This is a genomic window from Halorientalis sp. IM1011 (assembly GCF_001989615.1).
Lineage (GTDB): Archaea > Halobacteriota > Halobacteria > Halobacteriales > Haloarculaceae > Halorientalis.
Genome location: NZ_CP019067.1, coordinates 2,087,227 through 2,109,304, shown reverse-complemented (window position 1 = coordinate 2,109,304; position 22,078 = coordinate 2,087,227). Strand labels below are relative to the sequence as shown.

At 66.5% G+C, this 22,078-nt stretch carries 25 protein-coding genes and 1 tRNA gene; 13 read left to right on the top strand and 13 right to left on the bottom strand.

All coding sequences use genetic code 11. The features are described from left to right. Nucleotides 1-52 precede the first annotated feature (52 nt). From BV210_RS10680 to BV210_RS10670, 3 genes are read left to right on the top strand one after another with little or no spacing between them, the layout of a single operon-like run. A complete protein-coding gene (locus BV210_RS10680) occupies nt 53-1,093 on the top strand; it encodes an ABC transporter ATP-binding protein (protein WP_077206653.1) in 1,041 nt (346 codons plus the stop codon). Beyond that, on the top strand, nt 1,090-1,992 hold the full coding sequence (locus BV210_RS10675) for an ABC transporter permease (protein ID WP_077206652.1): 903 nt from the start codon (nt 1,090-1,092) through the stop codon (nt 1,990-1,992). The genes BV210_RS10680 and BV210_RS10675 overlap by 4 nt, the downstream gene beginning before the upstream one ends. A 48-nt stretch (nt 1,993-2,040) precedes the next feature. Next, nucleotides 2,041-3,060 carry a PrsW family intramembrane metalloprotease gene (locus BV210_RS10670; RefSeq protein WP_077206651.1) on the top strand — a complete coding sequence of 340 codons (1,020 nt, stop codon included), beginning with the start codon at nt 2,041-2,043 and terminating at the stop codon, nt 3,058-3,060. Here the strand turns inward: BV210_RS10670 and BV210_RS10665 are convergent. Together BV210_RS10665 and BV210_RS10660 are read right to left on the bottom strand one after the other, a co-directional pair. Continuing rightward, nucleotides 3,057-3,743: a riboflavin synthase gene (locus tag BV210_RS10665; RefSeq protein ID WP_077206650.1), complete on the bottom strand. Its 687-nt coding sequence runs from the start codon at nt 3,741-3,743 to the stop codon at nt 3,057-3,059. The two genes, BV210_RS10670 and BV210_RS10665, sit on opposite strands and share 4 nt — an antisense overlap. A gap of 34 nt (nt 3,744-3,777) precedes the next feature. After that, nucleotides 3,778-4,161 carry a hypothetical protein gene (locus BV210_RS10660; RefSeq protein ID WP_077206649.1) on the bottom strand — a complete coding sequence of 128 codons (384 nt, stop codon included), beginning with the start codon at nt 4,159-4,161 and terminating at the stop codon, nt 3,778-3,780. An 85-nt stretch (nt 4,162-4,246) separates the two neighbouring features. On the opposite strand from BV210_RS10660, the gene BV210_RS10655 reads away from it, so the two are divergent. Next, entirely contained in the window at nt 4,247-4,486 is a 240-nt protein-coding gene (locus tag BV210_RS10655; RefSeq protein WP_077206648.1) for a hypothetical protein, read from the top strand. Between the two features lies 1 nt (nt 4,487). Here the strand turns inward: BV210_RS10655 and BV210_RS10650 are convergent, their stop codons facing one another. The 3 genes from BV210_RS10650 to BV210_RS10640 form a co-directional block, all read right to left on the bottom strand. Then, a complete protein-coding gene (locus tag BV210_RS10650) occupies nt 4,488-6,329 on the bottom strand; it encodes a UvrD-helicase domain-containing protein (protein WP_077206647.1) in 1,842 nt (613 codons plus the stop codon). An 84-nt stretch (nt 6,330-6,413) separates the two neighbouring features. After that, nucleotides 6,414-6,716: a hypothetical protein gene (locus BV210_RS10645; RefSeq protein ID WP_077206646.1), complete on the bottom strand. Its 303-nt coding sequence runs from the start codon at nt 6,714-6,716 to the stop codon at nt 6,414-6,416. A gap of 83 nt (nt 6,717-6,799) precedes the next feature. Continuing rightward, a complete protein-coding gene (locus BV210_RS10640) occupies nt 6,800-7,153 on the bottom strand; it encodes a helix-turn-helix domain-containing protein (protein ID WP_077206645.1) in 354 nt (117 codons plus the stop codon). Nucleotides 7,154-7,385: 232 nt separating this feature from the next. Here BV210_RS10640 and BV210_RS10635 point away from each other — a divergent pair, with 232 nt between their 5' ends. Next, on the top strand, nt 7,386-7,859 hold the full coding sequence (locus BV210_RS10635) for a helix-turn-helix transcriptional regulator (protein WP_216640619.1): 474 nt from the start codon (nt 7,386-7,388) through the stop codon (nt 7,857-7,859). A 110-nt stretch (nt 7,860-7,969) separates the two neighbouring features. On the opposite strand, the gene BV210_RS10630 is transcribed toward BV210_RS10635, so the two are convergent. Beyond that, entirely contained in the window at nt 7,970-8,149 is a 180-nt protein-coding gene (locus BV210_RS10630) for an HVO_0416 family zinc finger protein (RefSeq protein ID WP_077206643.1), read from the bottom strand. A 104-nt stretch (nt 8,150-8,253) separates the two neighbouring features. On the opposite strand from BV210_RS10630, the gene BV210_RS10625 reads away from it, so the two are divergent. Beyond that, nucleotides 8,254-8,577, top strand: a complete 324-nt coding sequence (locus BV210_RS10625) for a rhodanese-like domain-containing protein (RefSeq protein ID WP_077206642.1) — start codon at nt 8,254-8,256, stop codon at nt 8,575-8,577. Here the strand turns inward: BV210_RS10625 and BV210_RS10620 are convergent. After that, entirely contained in the window at nt 8,574-8,870 is a 297-nt protein-coding gene (locus tag BV210_RS10620) for a hypothetical protein (protein WP_077206641.1), read from the bottom strand. The two genes, BV210_RS10625 and BV210_RS10620, sit on opposite strands and share 4 nt — an antisense overlap. A gap of 51 nt (nt 8,871-8,921) precedes the next feature. Then, nucleotides 8,922-9,257 carry a hypothetical protein gene (locus BV210_RS10615; RefSeq protein ID WP_157525965.1) on the bottom strand — a complete coding sequence of 112 codons (336 nt, stop codon included), beginning with the start codon at nt 9,255-9,257 and terminating at the stop codon, nt 8,922-8,924. 266 nt (nt 9,258-9,523) lie between these two features. Here BV210_RS10615 and BV210_RS10610 point away from each other — a divergent pair, with 266 nt between their 5' ends. After that, nucleotides 9,524-10,444 carry an oxygenase MpaB family protein gene (locus BV210_RS10610; RefSeq protein ID WP_077206639.1) on the top strand — a complete coding sequence of 307 codons (921 nt, stop codon included), beginning with the start codon at nt 9,524-9,526 and terminating at the stop codon, nt 10,442-10,444. Between the two features lie 347 nt (nt 10,445-10,791). Here the strand turns inward: BV210_RS10610 and BV210_RS10605 are convergent. The 3 genes from BV210_RS10605 to BV210_RS10595 all read right to left on the bottom strand — a co-directional run bounded on the left by BV210_RS10605 (nt 10,792) and on the right by BV210_RS10595 (nt 12,710). Next, nucleotides 10,792-10,864, bottom strand: a tRNA-Arg gene (locus tag BV210_RS10605). Nucleotides 10,865-10,915: 51 nt separating this feature from the next. Then, the gene (locus tag BV210_RS10600; protein ID WP_077206638.1) at nt 10,916-11,494 is read right to left on the bottom strand and encodes a 2Fe-2S iron-sulfur cluster-binding protein; all 579 of its coding nucleotides are present in this window, start codon (nt 11,492-11,494) and stop codon (nt 10,916-10,918) included. 304 nt (nt 11,495-11,798) lie between these two features. Continuing rightward, entirely contained in the window at nt 11,799-12,710 is a 912-nt protein-coding gene (locus BV210_RS10595; RefSeq protein WP_077206637.1) for a decarboxylating 6-phosphogluconate dehydrogenase, read from the bottom strand. Between the two features lie 194 nt (nt 12,711-12,904). Here BV210_RS10595 and BV210_RS10590 point away from each other — a divergent pair, with 194 nt between their 5' ends. The 4 genes from BV210_RS10590 to BV210_RS10575 all read left to right on the top strand — a co-directional run bounded on the left by BV210_RS10590 (nt 12,905) and on the right by BV210_RS10575 (nt 18,059). Beyond that, complete coding sequence (locus BV210_RS10590) at nt 12,905-15,544, top strand: valine--tRNA ligase (protein WP_077206636.1); 2,640 nt, start codon at nt 12,905-12,907, stop codon at nt 15,542-15,544. 278 nt (nt 15,545-15,822) lie between these two features. After that, nucleotides 15,823-16,440 carry a carbonic anhydrase gene (locus tag BV210_RS10585; RefSeq protein WP_077206635.1) on the top strand — a complete coding sequence of 206 codons (618 nt, stop codon included), beginning with the start codon at nt 15,823-15,825 and terminating at the stop codon, nt 16,438-16,440. Between the two features lie 58 nt (nt 16,441-16,498). Continuing rightward, nucleotides 16,499-17,020 carry a GNAT family N-acetyltransferase gene (locus BV210_RS10580; protein ID WP_077206634.1) on the top strand — a complete coding sequence of 174 codons (522 nt, stop codon included), beginning with the start codon at nt 16,499-16,501 and terminating at the stop codon, nt 17,018-17,020. Between the two features lie 61 nt (nt 17,021-17,081). Next, nucleotides 17,082-18,059, top strand: a complete 978-nt coding sequence (locus tag BV210_RS10575; protein ID WP_077206633.1) for an asparaginase — start codon at nt 17,082-17,084, stop codon at nt 18,057-18,059. A 15-nt stretch (nt 18,060-18,074) separates the two neighbouring features. On the opposite strand, the gene BV210_RS10570 is transcribed toward BV210_RS10575, so the two are convergent. Then, a complete protein-coding gene (locus BV210_RS10570) occupies nt 18,075-18,974 on the bottom strand; it encodes a polysaccharide deacetylase (RefSeq protein WP_077206632.1) in 900 nt (299 codons plus the stop codon). Between the two features lie 108 nt (nt 18,975-19,082). On the opposite strand from BV210_RS10570, the gene BV210_RS10565 reads away from it, so the two are divergent. Together BV210_RS10565 and BV210_RS10560 are read left to right on the top strand one after the other, a co-directional pair. Then, complete coding sequence (locus tag BV210_RS10565; RefSeq protein ID WP_077206631.1) at nt 19,083-20,177, top strand: aminopeptidase; 1,095 nt, start codon at nt 19,083-19,085, stop codon at nt 20,175-20,177. Nucleotides 20,178-20,511: 334 nt separating this feature from the next. Beyond that, nucleotides 20,512-21,066 carry a HAMP domain-containing sensor histidine kinase gene (locus BV210_RS10560; protein ID WP_077206630.1) on the top strand — a complete coding sequence of 185 codons (555 nt, stop codon included), beginning with the start codon at nt 20,512-20,514 and terminating at the stop codon, nt 21,064-21,066. Nucleotides 21,067-21,081: 15 nt separating this feature from the next. Here the strand turns inward: BV210_RS10560 and BV210_RS10555 are convergent, their stop codons facing one another. Further along, a complete protein-coding gene (locus tag BV210_RS10555) occupies nt 21,082-22,074 on the bottom strand; it encodes a hypothetical protein (protein ID WP_077206629.1) in 993 nt (330 codons plus the stop codon). Nucleotides 22,075-22,078: the final 4 nt, after the last annotated feature.

Sequence of the window (22,078 nt, the reverse complement as noted above, 5' to 3'; positions counted from 1 at the left end):
ACGGCTGAGAGTCAGGGTTAGCCCGGTCGGTGGGATACCACTGCGTCCAGCGATGCAATCGACACGCCCAGCGACCGAGACGGACAGGGCCGACCCGCCGACAGGTGACCTCGCCATCGAAGCAGAGAACGTCCACGTCACCTACGCCGACGGCACCGAGGCCGTCCGCGGCGTCGACCTCGCGGTCGGTGCCGGGGAGTTCTTCGGCTTCCTCGGCCCGAACGGTGCCGGCAAAACGACCACGATCAAGACCCTCGTGACGCTGTTGCACCCGACACGGGGCTCGGTGCGGATCAACGGGTACGACACCACCGAGGAGCCACAGGCCGTCCGCGAGTCCATCGGCTACATGGCTCAGGAGACCAGCGTCGACGAGGAACTGACCGCCCGCGAGAACGTGCGGTACACCTGTGAGGTCTACGGCGTCCCGAAAGCCGAGCGGGACGAGCGAATCGCCGACCTGCTCGAACTCGTCGGGCTGGATGAGGTGGCCGACGAGCGTGCGGAGACGTTCTCCGGCGGGATGCAGAAACGGCTCGACGCCGCGACCGTCCTCGTCCACCGGCCGCCGGTCGTCTTCCTCGACGAACCGACGACTGGCCTCGACCCCGAAGCGCGGCTCCAGTTCTGGGAGTACCTGCAGTCGATTAACGACCGCGGGACGTCGGTGTTCCTGACGACCCAGTACCTCGAAGAGGTGGACCGACTCTGTGACCGACTGGCCTTGCTCCGGGACGGCGTGGTCGTCACCACCGACACACCGGCCGCCCTGAAGTCGGCCGTCGGTGGCGACGTATTCGACGTGACCCTCGTCGACGCCGCCGACAGGGATCGGGCGACACGAGCAGTGTACCGGTCGGGCGTCTTCGAGGACCCGACCGTCGAACCCACTGACGACGGGCTCACAATCACGGCCGAGAACGCCAGAGACGGGATCGGCGGGCTGTTCCGCGCGCTCGATTCGGTGGGGGTCGCCGTCACCGGCTTCGACGTGCGGTCACCGACACTCGACGACGTGTTCCTCCGGCTCACCGACGAGGACCTCGAATCGGTCGAGGACAGTGCGACCCGGGAACTGGAGGTGGCTCGATGAGTCACGCTGACGACGCCGGGAGCGACACCGCCCGGCGGGCTGACGGGAACGGGCCGGTCGGGGACATGCGGATCAGCCTGACCCGCTGGCTCCGGAAGACCTCCCGGAACCCCTACGTCACGTTCAGTTCGCTGGTCCAGCCGGTCGTCTTCTTCGTGTTGATGGCCGAAGTGCTGGGTGCGGTCGCCGGTCCAGCGCTCGCCGCGACCGTCGGCGACGTTCACTACGTCACCTACCTCACGCCAGCCATCGTGATCCAGTCGGCGCTGGCCGCGGCCGCCGTCTCCGGGATCGGGCTGGTCGACGACATGGAGACCGGGATGTTCGAGAAGACGCTCGTCTCCCCGATGCACCGGGGCGCGATGTTTCTGGGCAAGGTCTGCTCGGAGGTCGTCCGCATCGTCGTCCAGACGCTGATAATCCTCTCGCTGGGCTATGCCATGCTGGCGCTCACGACGGATGCCGGGACGGCGGGGTACCTTCGGACGGGCTTGCCGGGACTGGTTGGCATCGTCGCCGTCACGGTGCTTTTCGGCGGCCTGTTTATGGCGTACTCGAACGTCGTCGCGCTGGTAACCCGCGACCGGGAGGCGACGATCATGATCGCGAACCTGCTCACCTTCCCGCTGTTGTTCGTCTCCAGTGCCTTCCTCCCGCTGTCCGTCCTGCCCGGCTGGATTCGGGCGGTCGCCGTCGCCAACCCGATCACCTACGGCGTCGACGGCATCCGGGCGCTCATGCTCGGCCGGGACGTGCTGAGCGTGTTCGACGTGACCGCCTTCGGCGGGCTCTGGAACACCGTCGTCCCCGCCGTGGCCGTTCTGGTGGCCTGTAATCTCGTTCTCGGGGCGGTCGCCCTGCGACTGCTCGGCGACGCCGCGAAAGCGGCGGTCGACTGAGCGAGGCCGGAGCCAAAGCGTTAGGTGTGCGTCGTCCGACCCACGGATATGGACGACCGACGGGACCCGGTGGAGTCGATGGACGACGGGTCGATAGACCTCTACGAGATCTCCGAGTGGGAGGTGCGCTCGGGACTCGACCGGTTCGCCCAGCAACTCTATCACGCCGGTATCGTCGGGCTCCGATGGACCGTCATCGTCGTCGCGGTCCTCATCCTGGGACTCCAGTTTCTGCTCGGTGGGTTCGGGTTGCTGGTCGACCCACGGGTCGGCGTGTTCGTCGCCCTCTCGGTCGTGCCGGCGTTCGTCCTCGCCGCGTACCTCTGGCGAGCCGACGTGACGACGGCCGAGCCGCTCGAAATACTGGTCGTGACCTTCCTGCTTGGGATCCTGTTCGCGAACTTCGCCGGGATCCTCAACGACTCCGTCGGCACCTCCGTCCAGGTTATCGGCTCCGGGTTCGGTCTGGTTCCCATCCTGGGCCTGATCGCGCTCTACTTCCTCGTCGTCGGCCCCGTCGAGGAGGCCGTGAAACTACTCGCCGTCCGGATGTACGCCTACCGCTCGCCGAAGTTCGACGCGGTGATCGACGGCGCGGTCTACGGGGCCGTCGCGGGCCTCGGCTTCGCGACCATCGAGAACGCCCTCTACATCACCAACTCCCTGCAGTCGGTGGCCCCGGGGATGAATCTGATCCAGGCCGGCTCGGACATCGCCACGATCCGGGCGCTTGCCGGCCCCGGTCACGTCATCTACTCGGCCTTCGCCGGCTACTACCTCGGCCTCGCGAAGTTCAACCCCGACGACGCCGGCCCCATCGTCGTGAAGGGGCTGCTCATCGCCGCCATCATCCACGCGACCTACAACGTCTCTGCCTCGGTGCTGGTCCCGGTAGTCGCCGGCGCGACCGCCGTCGACTCGTTCGTCGTCTTCCTGAGCTTCGTCGTCCTCTACGACGGCCTGTTCGTCTACCTGCTGCTCCGGAAGCTCTCGCAGTACAACGACGCCTACCGCCGGGCCGACCGAACCGAGGACGTGTCGGGGCTGGATCGCACGGGCTGGGACTAATCCTCGAACCGCTCGGCGTAGGGCGTCTGACTCGCCGTCAGGTCCGCGTCCGCCGCCAGCAGGCGTTCGACGTATTTGGCCACCACGTCGACCTCCAGGTGGACCGGATCACCCACCGACTTCTCCGAGAGCGTCGTGATCTCGTAGGTCGCCGGGATGACCGCGACGCCGAAATCGTCCTCGGCTGCTCGCGGCTCGCCGTCCTCGCCGCTCGCTCGTTCGGCGTCGCTTCGCGACGCCAGGTCAGCGATAGTCAGGCTGATCCCGTCGACAGTCACCGATCCCTTCTCGACGAGATACCGCTCCAGCTCCTCGGGAATCGAGAACCGGAACTCCCAGTCCTCGTCGATCTGCTCTATAGCTGTCACCTCGGCGGTGCCGTCGACGTGACCCTGCACGACGTGCCCGTCGAACCGGCCGTCGGCAGGCAGCGCCCGCTCGACGTTGACGAGGTCGCCCTCGGTCAGTTCCCCGAGGTACGTCTGGTCGAGCGTCTCCGCGGAGAGAAACAGGGAGAACCAGTCGGAGCCGAACTCCTCGACGGTCAGACAGGCTCCGCTGATGGCGATGCTCTGGCCGTGGTGCAGGTCGTCGAGGTCGGCCGCGACCGTCAGCCGGCGGCCCCCCTCGTCGTCGGTCACGTCGGTGATCTCGCCGGTCCGCTCGACGATGCCGGTGAACATACCCGTCCTACGAGTGGCGGGCCGAAACCCGTTTTCATTCCGCGCTGGCGTCCTCGAACAGCGAAGACTCGTAGTAGCCCTGCACGGCCTCGTAGACGAAGAGGGCGAGCAACAGTCCGGCCCCGATCACCTGCAACGCCGTCCGGCCCGTCGGGTCGAAGCTTGCACCGGCTAGCGTCAGGAGGCCGCCGACTCCGAGGCCGGCCCGGAGGTGCCACGTCCGCATCCCCGGATCGTCCGTCGTCCGGGCGAGATACAGCTGGGGCACGAGCAGGCTTAGCCCGGGGAAGACGATCAGGAACAGGATCGCACTCCCGTACGGGAGCATCGCTTCGAGGTTCAGGGCGAGACTCACCACGAGGACGGCGGCGGCGACCGAGAGGGCAACGAAGGTGACGCGGGTCGTGCGGGAGACCATATCGGACCGACTCACGGCGCGATCAAAAACCTGCCGCGAGTACAACCCACCGCTTTTGTCCGGCGACTGCCAAGGCGGGCACGAGATGGGTCTGGGCATCCTCGACACGATCGGGCTGATGGGAACGGTGATCCTGGCCGCGCCGGTCGCGCTGTTCGGCCTGGACATGTTCGTCAGCGGAAACCGGCTCGTCGGCGGCGGGTTTCTCGCCATCGCCGTGCTGATGGTCGCCGCCGAAGAGTACGTCACGAAACCGACGGACGTGGCAGCCGACGCTGCGCAGGACGTGGCGAGCTCCGTCGTCGAGACCGACGAGGAGGAGTGAGTTACTGGACCGCGACGGCGTTTTTCGCTTCGTCGAGCAGTTGCTCGACGGTCTTGTCGGAGGGTTCGTTCTCCAGCAACACGTCGATGGGCAGCGTCGGCGCGCCGTCGACCAGATTTTCGAGGAGAACCAGCCGTTCGCGCGCGCGGGACATCCCGACGTAGAACACGCGGCGCTCGTTGTCCGTCAGGGTCGGGACCGGATCGGTGTGCTTGGTGAACTCCTCGACGCCCGGGACTTCGCGGCCCTCCTGTTCGACGGTCGCGGCCATCTGCTCGACCACCTTCTCGGTGAGGTCGGTCGCGAGGAACACGTGGTCGGCCTCACGACCCTTCGCGGAGTGGATCGTCCCGACCCGGACCGCGTCGGTCGCCAACCCCTGGTAGTCACCCGAGAAGTAGGCGTCGACCGACCGCTCCTGGAAGTTGGTGACCTTCCGGAGCATGTCGGCCGCGGCCCGGGGATCGGGCATGAACGGGACGAACTCGCGGACGAAGTCGGCCTCGACCGTGATCTCCGCGAGGTCGTCGGTGTCGGCAGCCTCCTGTTCCTCGTCGATGGCGTCGAAGAGGTCGTCACGCTCGCCGGTCCCGAACGCGGAGTCGGCGAGCATGTCCGCCAGCCGTCGGGCCTGCAGGGCCGTGACCGGGTCGTCCTGATCCAGCGCCTCGACTGCACGGACGTACTGGGTCAGCCGGTCGGTCCACATCCTCTGGTCGGTCAGACACTGGAAGGGGATCCCTTCGCCGATGAACTCGTCGATGAACTGGAACATCTGGTAGCGCGCCCGGAAGAGGATCATCGACGTGCTGTCCTCGTCCTCTTCGAGCGTGGCGCGGACGTTCCGGACGAGATCGAGCATCGAGGGCCTCGGCGGGGCCTCGACGCGCCCGCCCTCCTTGCGCGGTTCGAGGTCTTTCTCCTGGCGCTTGTCGATGTGGCTGATCTCCTTGTTGACGACGTTGAGAATCTTCGAGGGAAGCCGGTAGGAGTTCGGGAGGACCTCGTCTTCGGTCACGTCCTCGTCGAGCAGGAGGTCGGGGTCGGCACCCTGCCAGGCGTAGACGACCTGGTCGTCGTCGCCCGCGATCAGGACCCGCTTCATGTGCGGTTTCCACTCCTCGTAGACGTCGTACTGGAGGGTGGTGATGTCCTGAAACTCGTCGATCACCAGATACTCCACGTTCGGGAGCAGCGAGCGCTGCTTGACGCGTTCGAGCATGTCCGCGAAGCCGACGAGGCCGTTCTCGCCCTTGTAGCCGCGCCAGGCGCGGATGGCCTCGGGGACGTCGATCCGGTCGTCGTCGGAGGGCCAGGTCGGCGTGTACTTGTTCCCCGTCTGTGAGTTGGGGTCTTCCTCCGGCGGGAGCCGTACTTTCTCGACGTTCCACTTGAAGGGGACGTCGTACCAGTCGGCCACGTCCCGGCGGGTGCGCTGGAGCCACTGGCTGGTCGCGATGACTTTGTTGCCGATGGTGGTCGAGCGAGCGCTCCGGCGGCGTGCGCCCTTGTTCTCGTCCTCGTACTCGATGCCGTACTCCTCGCAGAAGTCCTCCTTGTCGGACTCGCCCACCACGTCACCCCGCGAGAGGTTGAGGAGTTCGTAGGCCTTCGCGTGCATCGTCGAGACGTTCCCACGGAGGGCACGCGGCGTCATGTCCAGCCGCTCCGCGAGGCGTTCGCGGATCTCGGCGGCCGCCGCACGCGTATAGGAGACGACGAGAATGTCGCGAACGTCTGCCCCCTCCTCTTGTAACTGTTCGACCCGGTCGAGCAATGCCGTGGTCTTCCCGCTCCCCGGCCCCCCGAACAGGCGGACCACTTCGGGCGTCGTGTCGGTCATTAGACCACTAATGGAGCTACTCACTCATAAGCAACGTGGCTTCGATCCGATCCGAACGCGGGCGAATTTTTCCCTCGTCGGCAGTTACCGGTACAGCGAGAGGTAGAGCATGGCGAACCCGATGATGAAGGGGATCGTCTCGGTCATCTGGAGGAAGATGTTGGTCAGCGACGAGGGGTCCCCACCGGCACCCAGTTGCGTGATGACGTTGGTGATCGCGACACCCATACTGATGAACGCGAAACCGATGAACGCCGACTGGAGTTTCTCCGACTGTTTCTTCCGGTAGGCCTGAAAGCTGATCAGCGTGATCCCCAGCGTCAACCCGAACGTGACGAGTCGCAGGAGAATGAGGATCCCGCGGGCGATCGCCACCGTCTCGACCATATCGCCACTGCTCACCCGTCGAACATAAAGGTACGTCGGACGCCGGGGCAGTGTGGGTCCGACTCACTCGCAGTCGACCGCACTCACTCGGGGTTCAGTTCGTCCCAGAGCTGGCTGAACCGGTCGGGGAGGTTCTCCTCACGGTAGATCCGCACCCGGTACTCCCCTTCCTCCTCCAGCGAGATGACGGTACTGTCGAAGTTCGACTCGTAGATCTTGTAGTGGTTGCCGTCGTCGGCCACCAGCGTCCGATCTTTGACGAGATCGTGTTCCTCGAGGATCTCGATGCGCCGGTAGACGGTGGGTAAGGACAGATCACACTCCTCGGCCAGTTCCTTGGCCGAGCGCGGCTCGATACTGATCGCCGCGAGTATCTCGCGTGCGTTTTCGTCCCCGATCGTGTCGAGGACCTCCTCGATACTACGTTCCTCTGCCACTATACCGTGTAGAGTCCACCTGTGTAAAAAGATATTGCGGGACGTATCATAGTTGAGAAAGTCCCCTCGGCAGGTGATCCACCCGGTCCCGAAGGGGGTTCTTTCAGCACGTGAAAATACCTTTATATACCCATTTTCATTCTCGGAAACCGGGGGAGAGGCATTATATATCCGTGGTAGAGAGGAATGGGTGTGGATCGAGTCCAAGTGATTGCCAATGTCCGGAGATAACGTGAGTACGAGTCCGCTGGTGAATACGCTGATACAAGAACTCTCGGCCGGTGACGACCTGGAGGCCGCGTCACCCGAGGCCCCCGGGACCGGTCAGGAAGACGACCCAGAGCAGGTGTTGTCTTCGGTCATGGAACGGCTGGCAGTAGAGGAGTCGTTCGAATTCGACGACGAGATCGTCAAGCAGAACCTGGACGAGATCCTCATCGCGCTAATCGCGTTGCGGGACGGCACCCACGGGAAGGCGCTGATCGACGACCTGTCGCGGCTGTTCGACGCGCAGTTGAGTCCGGGAACGGTGTACCCCCGGCTCCACGACATCGAAGGTGACGACGTGTTGTCGATGCACGAACTGGTCCGAACGAAGGAGTATTCCGTCGCTGACGAGGACGCTGCCCGGTCGCAGATCGAGCAGGCGATGTACCACCATCTGGCGCTGGGCCTGTTCCTGCACGACTCGCTGGACGAGCTGTAGCCGACCGCCGTCTTACCACCCACCCGCGCAGAGCTCCTCACTCCTGCCGGACACTCTCTTTCGAATCCCCAGACGCCAGAAGAATTACTGCACGCCGCCAGTGAGAGCCGTCAGTTACCCGGTCCCCAGCCACACACCGAGCACTCTGTCGCCGCGGTGTCGTGGAGGCCACCGCACTCCGGGCACTGCTTTTTGTTATAACTCTGGTCCCAGCCGACCTGCTCCGTCTCGTGCCCACGCTCCGTGAGGAACTGATCGAAGATCTCGTCGTCGCTCGGTGCTGACGCCATACGTGACATGGTATGACACACCACTACATAGGTCTGTTGGTGGGCACAGATCCTACCGAATCGGGACGATGGGCTTTAGCCTGCGCCGTGGCTACGGGGGACCGATGGTCGAGGAGCTTGCCCCGTCTGAGCTACAGACGAAACTCGAAGACGGCGCGGACGTACAGGTCGTCGACACCCGTTCGCCCCGACAGTACACCGCCGGTCACATCCCCGGTGCGACGAACGTCCCCTACGGGCAGTTGGCGGGCCGGATCGACGAGATCGACTGGGGCGAGGAGGTCGTCCTGGTCTGTCAGGAGGGGATCAGCTCCGTCCAGGCCGGTCGGTTGCTCGAATCCTACGAAGGCATCGACGACGACGCCACCGTCGCCAGCCTCGCGGGCGGGTACGACGCCTGGGAGTTCGACCTCGAAACCGAGGATTAGTCGCCGCGGCGCTCGAAGACCTGCAACTGCAGTTCCAGATCCCGGATCACGTCCTCGGAGACCAGCAGGTCGACCTCCATCCGTTCGCCGACGTGCTCGCTCGCCTCGTCGGTGAACTCCCGGGCCCGCTCGGGTGGCATCGACAGCGGGAGCCGCACGTCACCGCGCATCCCCGCCAGCTGTGCGGTCAACAGCCCGACCACGGCGTCCGAGGAGACGTCCCCCTCCTCGGCGGCCGCGAGCAGCTCCGTCAGCGCCGTCCGGAACGCCTCGACGTCGTCGATAGAATCCATACGCGGACTGGCGTCTCGACCGGCAAAACCGTGCCGCTCCGGGTCAACGGCTCAGCCGCTGTAACCGCTGCCGTCGTCCTCCCCACCGATGAGGAACCCGCCGGTGAGCAAGAATCCGAGAATCGCGATCGTCCCGACCAGGAACCGCCCGCCGGGAAGCGGCCCGACGAGCGCCATCTCGACGACGATTCCGAGAACGAGCAGGGCGATCCCGCCGACGCCGAGCGCGGTCGCCGGCTCCGACGGCGACAGCCCCGCCAGTACCGACGGGAGGAACTCCGGCGTGTCCATCCCCCGCACGTCGACGATCACCTCCACGAGTGACGCCAGAATCAGCGCCACGATGGCCACGTCTAGCAGTACGCGGGCGATGATATTGTTAACCATCCACCTCACCCCGTCGCTTCCCACACGTGACGCCCCCGTTCGTCCGGCTCTCGCTGTAGATGTTTCCTTGCATCGTCGTTCCCCCGGTTTGCTTGGTACGAGTGTTTTACGTAATTATGAATGTTTGGATGGGGGGATCGGACAGGCAATGGACGACACCGCGCGCCCGCGAACCGATCACACCGACGGCATGGCGGATAATTCCGCCCCGTGCCGCGTGACACCAAGGTTAAGTGTGCCGGCGCCGATTCGATGTACGGTACCACATGGCAATCCCGCACCCGCGCGGCCCCACGAGCGACCCGCTCGCCGACTTCGGCATCGAGGTCGACGCCGACGAGATGCCCGATGACATCGCTGATCTCGTCGCCGACGTCGACGATCCGGCGACGGGATTTTTCGGCCCCTGCTCGGTGATGTGGCGTGTCAACCGGGAGAACGCGCTCTTTCTGGTCGGTGTGTCCTCCGTCCTCCTGCAGGTCGGCCATCCGATGGTCTCGGCCGCGGGCATCGAGCACAGCGACTTCGACGAAGACCTGATGGGCCGGTTCGAGCGGACCTTCGACATCGTCGACACCATCGTGTTCGGCGACGTCGAGACCGCCGTCGAGGCCGCGATGATCGTCCGCCGGATGCACGAGTCCGTCGTGGGCGAACTGCCCGGCGACGCCGGCCGGTTCGAGGCCGGCGACGGCTACTACGCCGAGCGGCCGGACCTGATGCTGTGGGTCCACGCGACCCTCATCGACCAGTCGCTCGTCGGCTACGAGACCTACGTCGACGACCTGACCGACGCGGAACGGGAACGCTACTACGAACAGAGTCAGATCTTCGGCCGGTTGATGGGCGTCCCCGCCGAGGCCTACCCCGAGACGCTCGCGGACTTCTACGACTACTACGAGCGCGCCATCGAAACCGACCTCGCCATCGGCGAGGCGGGCGAGGACGTCGTCGAGACACTCTTCGACCAGCTCGGACCGCTGGCCCCGGTCGCGAGAGTGCTCGGTGCCGGCTCGATGCCCGCGGGCGCCCGCGAAGAGTTCGAACAGTTCGGCCTCACCATGACCCCGACCCGGAAGCGCCTGTTCGACGTGTTCACGCGATCGATCCGGGCAGTCCCGCTCTGGGCGCTCCCGGACAGCGTTCGCTACCGAGAGAAGTTCCGCCTCTTCGGACGGCACGAGTAGAGAGCCCTCCGCGAGCGAGCTTCCCGAGCGATTCGAGACGCCCCTTGCTCTCGCAGGTCGTGGTCGACTTCAAATTCACGTGCCGAATTCGTAGCTCGCGGTTTGCGAACGACAGAATACGGGCGGCGAGGGATTTGAACCACGTCCGAGAACCTGCGCTCCGCGCAGAACCTCGGCCTCATTCAAATCCCCCGTACCGATTGCTGTCGCTCACGAATTGTTCGCGACAGCAACGGGCGGCGAGGGATTTGAACCACGCCCACTTCGATCGCTTCGCTCCCTCGTGGTCTACTTCAAATCCACGCCGCAGCGCTATTCGCTCGTCACGTCCGTTCCTCGCAGAATAGCGGGCGGCGAGGGATTTGAACCCCCGACCATCTGGTCCGGAACCAGGCGTTCTGTCCGCTGAACTAGCCGCCCTCGAACACTGCTACAGGAGGCGCCGGTATAACGGTTATGAACCGCAGGAGATCAGGGCTGCTCGCCAGTTTCGAGCGTGAACGAATCCGTCGGGTAGGCCGTACAGGTCAGACAGTAGCCGTTGTCCATCTCCTCTTCGTTGAGCGTATCGTTGTTGCTGTGCTGGATGTACTCCTCGGCCGGACCTTCTTCGATGTGGCCGGCACAGGAGAGACACGAGCCCTCGCGACAGGCGTAGGGCAGGTCCCAGCCCTGGTCCTCGCCCACGTCGAGGATGTTCTCGTTGTTCGCGATCTCGATGGTCTCGCCCTCCTTGGCGAACTCGATCTCGTAGGTCTCGACCTCGTCGTCGGCGATCGCGTCGGGGTCGAAGCCCTCGTCTTCTTCCTCGCCACCTTCGGCGAGTTCACCCTCGGATCCGCCGGCGACCGCACCCGCGGCGACGCCGCCGCCACCGATCGAGCGGTTCATCGGCTCCGGGAACTCCGTCTCGGGGACTGTCTCGGCCCGTTTTTCCAGGACCTCCTGGGAGATATCCTCGTTGGCCTCCCAGCCAGTCCCCTTCGAGTAGTGAAGGGCGACCGCCACGAGCGTCAGAAACGCCCCGGTCAGGATTCCTGCATCTACCATACCGCGGGCTACGGAATACGGGTTTATCTAAGTGACGGACTCCGAGTCGGCCGAAGTCCCGGGCTCGATCCACCCGCGTCGGTCGATTACTCCTCCCGCCGCGCGATCTCGTGCCGGCCGAAGCCCGACCACCTTTTGCCACGTTCGCTCGCGCGGCTCACGGCTTCGCCGCTCGCCATCGAGATACTCACTCCGTTCGTATCTCGCACCGCTCACTCGCAAAAGCTGGACCAAAAGCCTGCGCCCCTCCCAATGGTCGGGGCTCGGCCCGTGAGCGCGTCCGACGCGCTCACGGTACAGTTCGCTACTCCTCGCGCCGCGCGACCTCGTGCCGGCCGAAGCCGTACCGCAGCCGGTTGGCCAGGCGCCGCGAGAACCGTCCCGTCCCATCGCCGGTCGCGCGCGAGTCGAACCGCTCGGCGAGTGCCTGATAGATCAGCGGCACCGACACCTCCTGTTCCAGTGCCTCCTGTACGGTCCACGTGCCAGTCGACCCGCCCGCGACGTGGTCCGCGACCGTCCCGAGGTCGCTGCCCTCCTCGCGGAACGCCTCCTCGCAGAGTTCCAGCAACCACGAGCGGATCACCGCGCCGTTGTTCCACGTGCGCGCGACGGCCTCCAGATCGAGGTCGTACCGCCCGTCGGCCAGCAGCTCGAACCCCTCGCCGTAGGCCTGCATCAGCGCGTACTCCACGCCGTTGTGGACCATCTTGACGTAGTGGCCCGATCCCGCAGGGCCCATCCGGTCGTGACCGTCCGGTCCTGTCGCTACCGCGTCGAAGACCGGTACGAGTTCCTCGTAGGCCCACTCGGGACCGCCGACCATCAGGGAGAAGCCGAGTTCCGCGCCCGCGGGGCCGCCCGAGGTGCCACAGTCGAGGTAGGCCGCGTCGGTCGCCTCCGCCCGGCGCACCGAGTCCTCGAAGTGGGAGTTGCCGCCGTCGACGACCACGTCGTCGCCGTCGAGGTGGGGTGCGAGTTCCTCCAGCGCGGCATCGACCGGATCGCCCGCAGGGACCATCAGCCAGATGCGCTTGTCCGAGCCAAGCTGCTCCGCGAGGTCGGGAATCGACTCCGCGGGGGTCGCGCCCGCGTCGGCCACGTCCGCGACGGCTTCCTCGTCGATGTCGAAGGCAGTCACGTCGTGGCCCGCGTCGAGGACGCGGTCGACGACGATCCGGCCCATCCGTCCGAGTCCGATGACGCCGAGTTCCATACCCCTGCTCTCCCCGCTGGTGAGGTATGGGTTGTGGTTCGCGTGCAGTGACCGGGCGCGCAGGACCGAAAAGTTATACAGTCGACCGGAACAACCGGGAGGTATGGGCCTGATGTCGTCGGTAGTACGTTAGCGAGGACAGCAGTCACACGTATTCTGTACGAGGCTACCGACCCATCAGCGCATTCTCAACTATGAGTGAGTTACCCGACAACTACGACCCGGACCAGGTGGAGCCGAAGTGGCGCGACGAGTGGCAGGAGATGGACGTCTACGAGTACGAAGGGGGGAGCGATACGGACTACGTCGTCGACACACCCCCGCCGTACCCGACCGGCAACCTCCACATCGGGAACGCGCTGGGCTGGTGTTACATGGACTTCGCCGCCCGCTACCATCGACTGGTGGGCGACGACGTGCTCTTCCCGCAGGGGTGGGACTGCCACGGCCTCCCGACCGAGGTGAAAGTCGAGGAGAACCAGGGGATCCACCGGACGGACGTGCCCCGCGACGAGTTCCGCCAGATGTGCATCGAGCACACCGAGGACCAGATCGACGCGATGAAAGAGACGATGCACACGCTCGGCTTCTCTCAGGACTGGACCCACGAGTTCCGGACCATGGACCCCGAGTACTGGGGCACCACCCAGCGGTCCTTCGTCGAGATGGCGGACGACGACCTCGTCTACCGGGACGAACACCCCGTCAACTGGTGTCCCCGGTGTGAGACCGCCATCGCCGACGCGGAGGTCGAGACCGAGGAGGGCGTCGACGGCCAGCTATACTACGTCACCTTCGAGGGGGCCGACGAGGACACCGACGACATCGAGATCGCCACGACCCGCCCCGAACTGCTCGCGGCCTGTGTCTCGATGGCCGTTCACCCCGACGACGAGCGCTACGAGGACCGCATCGGCGACCGCTTCGAGGTCCCCCTGTTCGGCCACGAGGTCGAACTCATCGCCGACGAGGAATCGGACCCCGACTTCGGGACCGGCGCGGTGATGATCTGTACCTTCGGGGACAAACAGGACGTGACCTGGTGGGCCGAACACGACCTCGACCTGCGGATGGTCTTCACCGAGGACGGCCGGCTCAACGACGACGCCGGCGAGTACGCCGGACTGGAGATCGACGAGGCGAAGGAAGAAATCGCCGACGACCTCGACGCCGAAGGGTACCTGAACGACACCGAACCCACCGAGCAGGCCGTCGGGCAGTGCTGGCGGTGTGACACGCCCATCGAGATCCTCTCGAAGGAGCAGTGGTTCGTCGAGGTCGATCAGGACGCCATCCTCGACCGCGCCCAGCAGGTCGACTGGATCCCCGACCACATGTACGACCGGCTGGAGGACTGGACCGAGGGGATGGAGTGGGACTGGGTCATCTCCCGCCAGCGCGTGTTCGCGACCCCGATCCCCGCCTGGTTCTGTGACACCGAGGACTGCGACCACATCCACGTCGCCGGCCCCGACGAACTTCCCGTCGAACCCACCGACGAGGGACCAGCCATCGAGGCGTGTCCCGAGTGTGGCGGCACGGAGTGGACCGGCGAGACCGACGTGATGGACACGTGGATGGACTCCTCGATCACGCCGCTGTACGTCCGCGGCTGGCCTGACGAGGAGTTCGAGCCCACGAGCCTGCGCGAGCAGGGCCACGACATCATCCGCACGTGGGCGTTCTACACCATCCTCCGGACCGACGCCATCGAGGACGAGATCCCGTGGGAGGAGGCCCTCATCAACGGGATGGTCTTCGGCGAGGACGGCAACAAGATGTCCAAGTCCCGCGGCAACTTCGTCCAGCCGGAGGAGGCCGTCGAAGAGTACTCCGCCGACGCCTTCCGACAGGCGATGGCCCTCGGTGGGCAACCCGGCAGCGACATCCAGTTCCAGTGGAAGGAGGTCAAATCGGCCTCGAAGTTCGGCACCAAGATCTGGAACATCACGAAGTTCGCGTCGGGCCACCTGAGCGAGGACGACCTCGAACGCCCCGATCCGGCCTACCGCGACGCCGACAAGTGGATCCTCTCGCGCACTTCCGAGGTCGCCGACAGCGTGGCCGCCCACATGGACGAGTACCGCTTCGACGCCGCCCTGCGGGAACTCCGTGAGTTCGTCTGGCACGATCTGGCCGACGACTACCTCGAACTCATCAAGGGTCGGCTCTACGAGGGCCGCCCCGGCGAGGCAAACGCCGCGAAGCAAGCGCTCGCGACAGCGCTCTCTGCCTCCCTGCGGATGCTCTCGCCCTTCGCCCCGTTCCTGACCGAGGAGGCCTACGACGGCCTGCCCCACACCGAGGGCAGCGTTCACGCGGCCGACTGGCCCGACATCGACATGCACGACGAGGAGGCCGAGATGGCCGGCGAACTCATCGCCGAGGTCGCCGCCACGGTCCGGGGCTGGAAGTCCGACGCCGGCATCGCCTTGAACGCCGACCTCGACAAGATCGAGGTCTACCCCGAGGAGACCCCAGAGCGCGCCGTCGACACCTACGACCTCAGCGAGGCCGTCAACGCCCCCGTCCACGTCCGGGAGGGCGTGCCCGCCATCGAACTCGTCCCCGTCGAGATCGACCCCGACCACAGCGTCATCGGTCCGGAGTTCGGCGACCAGACCGGCCAGATCGTCGGCGCACTGGAGCAGGCCGACCCCGAAGACGTGAAACAGCAGCAACAGCTCGACGGCGAGATCGAACTGGATCTGGGTGACGAGGTCGCCGTCGTCCCCGGCGACGCCGTCGAGATCCACGAGGAACACCGCGCCGAGTCCGGTGAGGAGGTCGAGGTCGTCGAGACCGACCTGGCGACGATCCTGATCTACGACTAAATTTTTACTTCGTCGGGTGGCGGCTTCGCCGCCACCGCTCTCTGCTCACGGGCGGCAAAGCCGCCCGTTCGCATGGTATGCGGGACCTACGGTCCCGCACTACTCGCAAAAATTTAGTATAAAAACTATCCGGACGCTCCCCTCGGTCGCGTCCGGCGAACCGCGCTCGCGGAGCGAGCGCGGATGCTGGCGGCGACCGCACCGCCCGCGTCACAGCTACCGGCCGCGATCTCCGGCACGCTATTCCTTACCACGATTCGGGTAGAAAGGAGTCGGGCATGCCCCACCACGACCACGAGTACGAACACGACCACGACCGGGTTCACGAGGCCGTCGACGAGCGGGTCGAGCGACGCGAGGACTGGGCCAGACGACGACGCGAGGGGATCCCCACGGACGAGAACCTGCTGGTGATCGCGTGCATGGACGAGCGCATCCCCGTCGAGGACGCACTGGGGCTCAGTCTCGGCGACGCACAGATCTTCCGCAACGCCGGTGGGAAGGTCACCGACGACGTGATCCGGTCGGCCGCGCTGACGACCAACTTCTTCGACACCGAGGAGATAATCGTGATCAACCACACCGACTGTGGGATGATGAGTGCGGGCGACGAGGCCGTCGTCTCCGGCCTGCAGGCCAAGGCCGGCGCCCTCGGCGGTGTCGATCTCGATCCCGCCCTCCCGGAGTTGACAATCGGCGGCGCCGGGATCGAGGAATGGGTGAAAATGACCGACGACATCGACGAGGCCTGTGCGACGCAGGTCGAGTACCTCGAAAACTCCGAACTGATCCCCGACGACGTTACGATCACGGGTTACGTCTACGAGGTCGAGAGCGGGGAACTGCGCCGCCCCGGCGACCGCGTCGCGGAGACGGTCAACACCCGGGTGGAGTGAGTGACCGACCGCGGTCGCGTGACGAACGCTTTTCCATCACTCGTCCGAACGGTTCACCATGCCCGGCGCACCGTTCCTCCGCGGCGACCGCGTCGACCTGCGGACGGTCACCCCCGAGGATTACGACTTCCTGCTGGAGCACGGTAACGACCCCGCGATCCGTCACGGCGCGCCCGCGCCGACGCCGGTCACCCGGGAGGACCTCGCCAACTTCGTCGAGGACGACGACGAGTCCGTCCAGTTCCTCGCGTGCCACGGGGAGACACCGGTGGGCTTCGTCTTCCTCTTCGACGTCGACCCGTGGCGGGACCACGCCGAACTGGGCTGCTGGATCGCGCCCAACGAACAGGGCGAGGGGTACGCCACCGAGGCCGCCGCGCTGTGTCTCGACCACGCCTTCGGCGATCGGGGGCTGCACAAGGTCGTTGCCCGCGTGTTCGAGCACAACGACGCCTCGATGGCAGTTCTGGACAAACTGGGCTTCCAGCAGGAAGGGCGACTCCGCGAGCAGGACTACGTTCGAGGACAGCACCACGACACCCTCCTGTTCGGGCTGCTGGCCGAAGAGTTCGAGGTCTGACTGGTCGGACTCCGACCGTCCGCCCCGACGAACTAACTCCGTCCCGGGCGAACGACTACGCGTGCCACCGACTGTCACTGTCCTCGGGACGGGCGGAACCATCGCGAGTACGGCGGAGGGGGGCGGCGCGACGCCGACCCTGTCGACCGACGCGCTGCTGGAGGCCGTCCCGGGCCTGGCAGAGGTCGCCGACGTGCGGACCGAACAGGTCGCCCAGATCCCGAGCTACGAACTGGACTTCGAGACGGCCGCGGAGATCCGGACGACGGCCGCGGACGCCGCCGACTCGTCCGACGGCGTCGTCGTCACTCACGGGACCGACACCATGGCGGAGTCGGCGTACCTCCTCGACCTGACGTTCGCCGCCGACGTACCGGTGGTGTTCACCGGCGCGCAGCGTCGCCCTGACGAACCCAGCCCCGACGGTCCCTCGAATCTCCTGACGGCCGTCCGCGCCGCCGTCCACGACCGACTCGCCGACGTGGGCGGCGTCTACGTCGCCTTCGACGAGCGCCTCCACGCCGCCCGCGACGTGCAGAAAGTCCACACCCGGCGGCTGGACGCGTTCGCCTCGCCCGACGCGGGCCACGTCGCGTCGTTCACTCCCGAGGGCGTCCGGTTCGTTCGCGAGCCCGGCAGCCGAAGCGACCCGTTCCCGGGGACCGCCGTCGACCCGGACCTGTCGGTCCCGATCGTGTCGAGCGGGATCGGCGTCGACGCGACCGCGCTCGAGTGCGCCCGAGAGGCCGGCGCGGACGCGGTCGTCCTCGAGGGGACCGGGCTGGGCAACGCGACGGCACCGCTGGGCGACGCGGTCCGCGAGACGGTCGAGCGGGGCGTCCCGGTCGTCGTGACCACGCGCTGTCGCGCCGGGTCCACCGCTCCGGTGTACGGGGCGTCGGGTGGGGGGCAGACACTCGCCGAGCACGGAGCCGTCTTCGCGGGCCACCTCCCTGCCGAGAAGGCGCGGCTGAAACTCCTCGTCGCGCTCTCGGCCGCGGTGTCCGTCGATGTCGCGACGCTGTTCGAAGACGAGTGACGGCCAGACTGTCGGTCAGACGTACTCGCCTTCGGGTTCGTACACCGACGGGTCCTCGCGGTACGTCTCGGCGATGTCGGCGAGCGTCCTGAACGCGACGCCGTCGTGGCCCTTCACGTACTGAATGAACGACTCCAGATGGGGGATCATGTGGGGTTTGCCGTGGACGTCGGGGTGGATGGTGAGGGTGTAGACGCCGGCACCGCGGCGGTCGTAGAGGTAGTCGAACTGCGCGCGGTACAGTTCCTCGTGGATCATCGCCGGGCTGGCGTAGCCCATGTTGTAGTAGGGATGTTTGATGAACAGCATCGGCGGGATGTCGTCCCGGTACCAGCTGATCGGGATCTCGACGACGTCCAGTTCCTCGCCGTACTCGTACGGTTCCATCCAGCTCTCCGGAGCCTGCTCGTAGTCGATCTTCTCCCAGCTGTCGCCGGCCCTGACCTGCCGGGGCTCGAACTCGCCCTCCATCAGGCTCGAGTCGTACTCGAAGTCGAACTCGGCGAGGAGGTCGGCGGTGTGTTCGCTGAACTCCCACCAGCTCGCGCGGTGGCCCACCGGCCGCGATCCGGTGACGTCCTCGATCAGGTCGATCGAGGCCTCGATGATCGTCGCCTCCTGCTCGCGGCTCAGGTCGGTCGGGTTCTCGTGTGAGTAGCCGTGGATCCCGAGTTCGTGGCCGGCGTCGGCCACCGCCTGGATCTCCTCGCGGAAGGTCTCCAGCGTGTGCCCGGGCACGAACCAGGAGGTGTCGATCCCCTCGCTCTCGAAGACCTGGAGCATCCGCGGGATGCCCTCGGAGCCGGCTGAGAGCCCGCGTGAGAGGTCGGCCCGGGAGTCCTCGCCGCCGTAGGAGCCGAGCCAGCCCGCGACCGCATCCACGTCGATCCCGATGTTGATGTCGATGTCGCCCATGCCGACCCGGATTCCACGGGCCCGGGCGAAAGCGTTGTCACGGCTTGCTCGCCAGGTCCCGGCGGACCGACCACCGGCGTTTTGCCCGTGCCGTGCGACCCTCCGCGTATGGATCAGCGCGTCTACGATCACGCCGAGACGCTGGTGGACTGGAGCGCTCGCATCGAGGCCGGCGACGACGTGGTCCTCCGGGTGTCCGAGGGGGCCCACGACCTCGCGGTCGCCGTCGCGGAGAAACTGGGCGAACGCGGCGCGAACCTGTTGACCGTCTACAGTTCCGACGAGATATCGCGGGCGTACCTCCGCGGCCACGACGGCGAGTTCGACGCCGACCCCGAGTACGAACTTGCCATGTACGAACGAGCCGACAGCGTCCTGTCGCTGGGCGGCGGACGGAACACCACGGCGCTGGCGGACGTGCCCGGCGACCGCCGGCAGGCCGCGGCCCGCGCCCGCGAGGGGATCCGCGAAGCCCGCCTCGACACCGACTGGGTTTCTACTGTGCACCCCACCCGTTCGCTCGCTCAGCAGGCCGGCATGGCCTACGAAGAGTACCGCGAGTTCGTCTACGACGCCGTCCTCCGGGACTGGGAGACACTGGCCGAAGAGATGGCCCAGCTGAAGGACCTGCTCGACGACGGGAGCGAGGTCCGGATCGTCGGTGAAGGGACCGACCTCACCATGTCCGTCGAGAACCGGATCGCGGTCAACAGCGCGGCCTCGGTGGCCTACGACTCCCACAACCTGCCCAGCGGCGAGGTGTTCACCGCACCCGTCGTCGATTCCGTCGAAGGCAAAGTAGTGTTCGACGTGCCCATGACCATCTCCGACCGCCGAGTCCGGGACGTGGAACTGACCTTCGAGGGCGGCGAGGTCGTCGAGTACGCGGCCGCGCAGGGCGAGGAAGCGATCGCCGAGACGCTGGAGACCGACGCGGGCGCGAAGCGGTTGGGCGAACTCGGGATCGGGATGAACCGAGGGATCCACCGGCCGACGGATCGCATCCTCTTCGACGAGAAGATGGGCGGCACCGTCCACATGGCGCTCGGGCGGGCCTACGCCTCGAACTTCCCCGAGGACCGCGCCGAGGAGCGCAACGAGTCGGCGGTCCACGTCGATCTGATCCGGCGGATGGACGAGGGGTCCCGGCTGGAAGTGGACGGCGAAGTCGTGCAGGAAGACGGTGTGTTTCGGTGGGAGTAGCGTGGCTCGACTGCAGGGAGAGCCACGGGAACACGAACGGAGCGAGACCTACGGTCTCGCAGGCAACCGGGCGGCTCCGCCGCCCGGTGACGGCGACCGTAGGGAGCCGTGAGTAGGGAGGTTCGACCAACGGGAGAACCTCCAAAAAACGAGCGGGGAGCGCGAGGTCTCCGACCTCGACTCGAACGGGCGGAGCCCGTGAGAGCGCAGGGAGCCGTGACTGGCCCAGACGGGTCCGGGTCGTAGCTCGGAAGCGCTTCTTTCGAGACCCCGGCTATCGAACGGAAAAACTCGAGTGTGGGGTTTTTCAGCACGATCACCGAACTCGGAAGGGATGGTCACTGACGCCGTGTTCCAGGTCGCACTGCTGGGCAGCGGCGTCCTCGCCGTGCTCGGCGTCTTCGGGCTGTGGCTGTGGGGCCGGTCCGAGCGGACGCAGGTGTCGCTGGTCGAGACGGCGACCGCCGCGTGGGAGGGTACTGCACCCCCGTCGGCCGACCTCGCGGTCGGGGTCGACCCGGATCTGGCGGTGTCGGCCGATCCGGGGAAGTTGCGGGAACTGTTCGCGGCGCTGTTCGAGAACGCAGTTCGGTACGGTGGTCGGGACGTACAGGTCCGACTCGCCAGGACCGACGACGGGTTCGCGGTCGAGGACGACGGCCCCGGTATCCCGCCCGAGAACCGCGATCGGGTCTTCGAACTCGGGTACAGCACCCGGGCAGACCGGCAGGGGCTCGGCCTCGGGATGGTCCGAACGCTCTGTCGCGCCTACGATTGGGATGTCGACATCGAGGAGAGCGACCACGGTGGTGCGCGGATCGTCGTCTCCGGCGTTCGGTTCCACTCGACCTGGGAGACCGACAGCGAGGCCGGGGACGCGAGTGTCTGAGTCTCGGTCGACGAGCTAGCGCCACCAGTCGCTCCGGCGGTCCTCGTAGTCCGCGTCACGGAACGGCGGCGCGAGGTCTGCCGCCTCGTCGGCACCGAAGGCGTCGCCCAGCCAGCGGCCGACGTGCCAGCCGACCGCGTCGGGATCGAGCCCCGTCAGGTAGATCTCGGCGCGGGTGTACCGCTCGCTCGCACCGTCGCCGTCGGGGTCGATCCCGGTGAACTGACGGCAGGATCCACGGGACGGGTCCGTCCCGCGACAGGGAAGCCGGTCGGGGAACGTGATCACCACGTCGGCGGCCTCGCGGTCGTCGACCCGGCTGAAGCTCACGTTCTCCGGGACCGTCCCCGCTGCGCCGTCGGCGTAGTAGGTCAGGGCGTGGCCGACCTGCTCGCGGACCTGCTCGCGGTCGGCGGCCGAGACGTTGCCGTCGTCGAGGTAGACGCTCAGGTTGGAATCGCTCCAGGGGACTGGCCGCTCGGTCGCGTTCGGCCGGGGTTCGGTCGCGAGCGTGCTCTGGGCGACCATGATCTCGGCCGGCCTGTCGTCGTGGCCCTGGCCGAGGATGTGGCCGAACTCGTGTTTGAGGACCTGTCGGGTGGACTCGCGGTCGAAGCCGCGTCTGACCCGCACCGTGACGGGTTTGGGCTGTTCGCGCAGGTCCTCGGCCAGCGGCGCACAGCCGGCCGCGTGGTCCTCGGTCCCGCAGTCGGTCACCTCCGAGACGACCCGGACGACCACGTCCGGATCGGAGGCGTTCGGAGCCACCCGGAAGTCGACGGGGTGGCCGAGGTACTGCTCGGCGTTGTCCTCCCAGAACTCGACGGCTGTCCGAACGTCGGCGGTGTAGGCGGCCTCGGAGTCGCGCGGCCCGGCGTCGACGGCGACCACGAACTCGGTCTCGGACCACGGATCGGTGTCGGTGCCGAGCGTCTCGCCCGGCAGCGAACACCCGGCCAGTACGACGGCGGCGAACACGGCGACGACGGCGACGGCGCGGGGCTGCATCTAT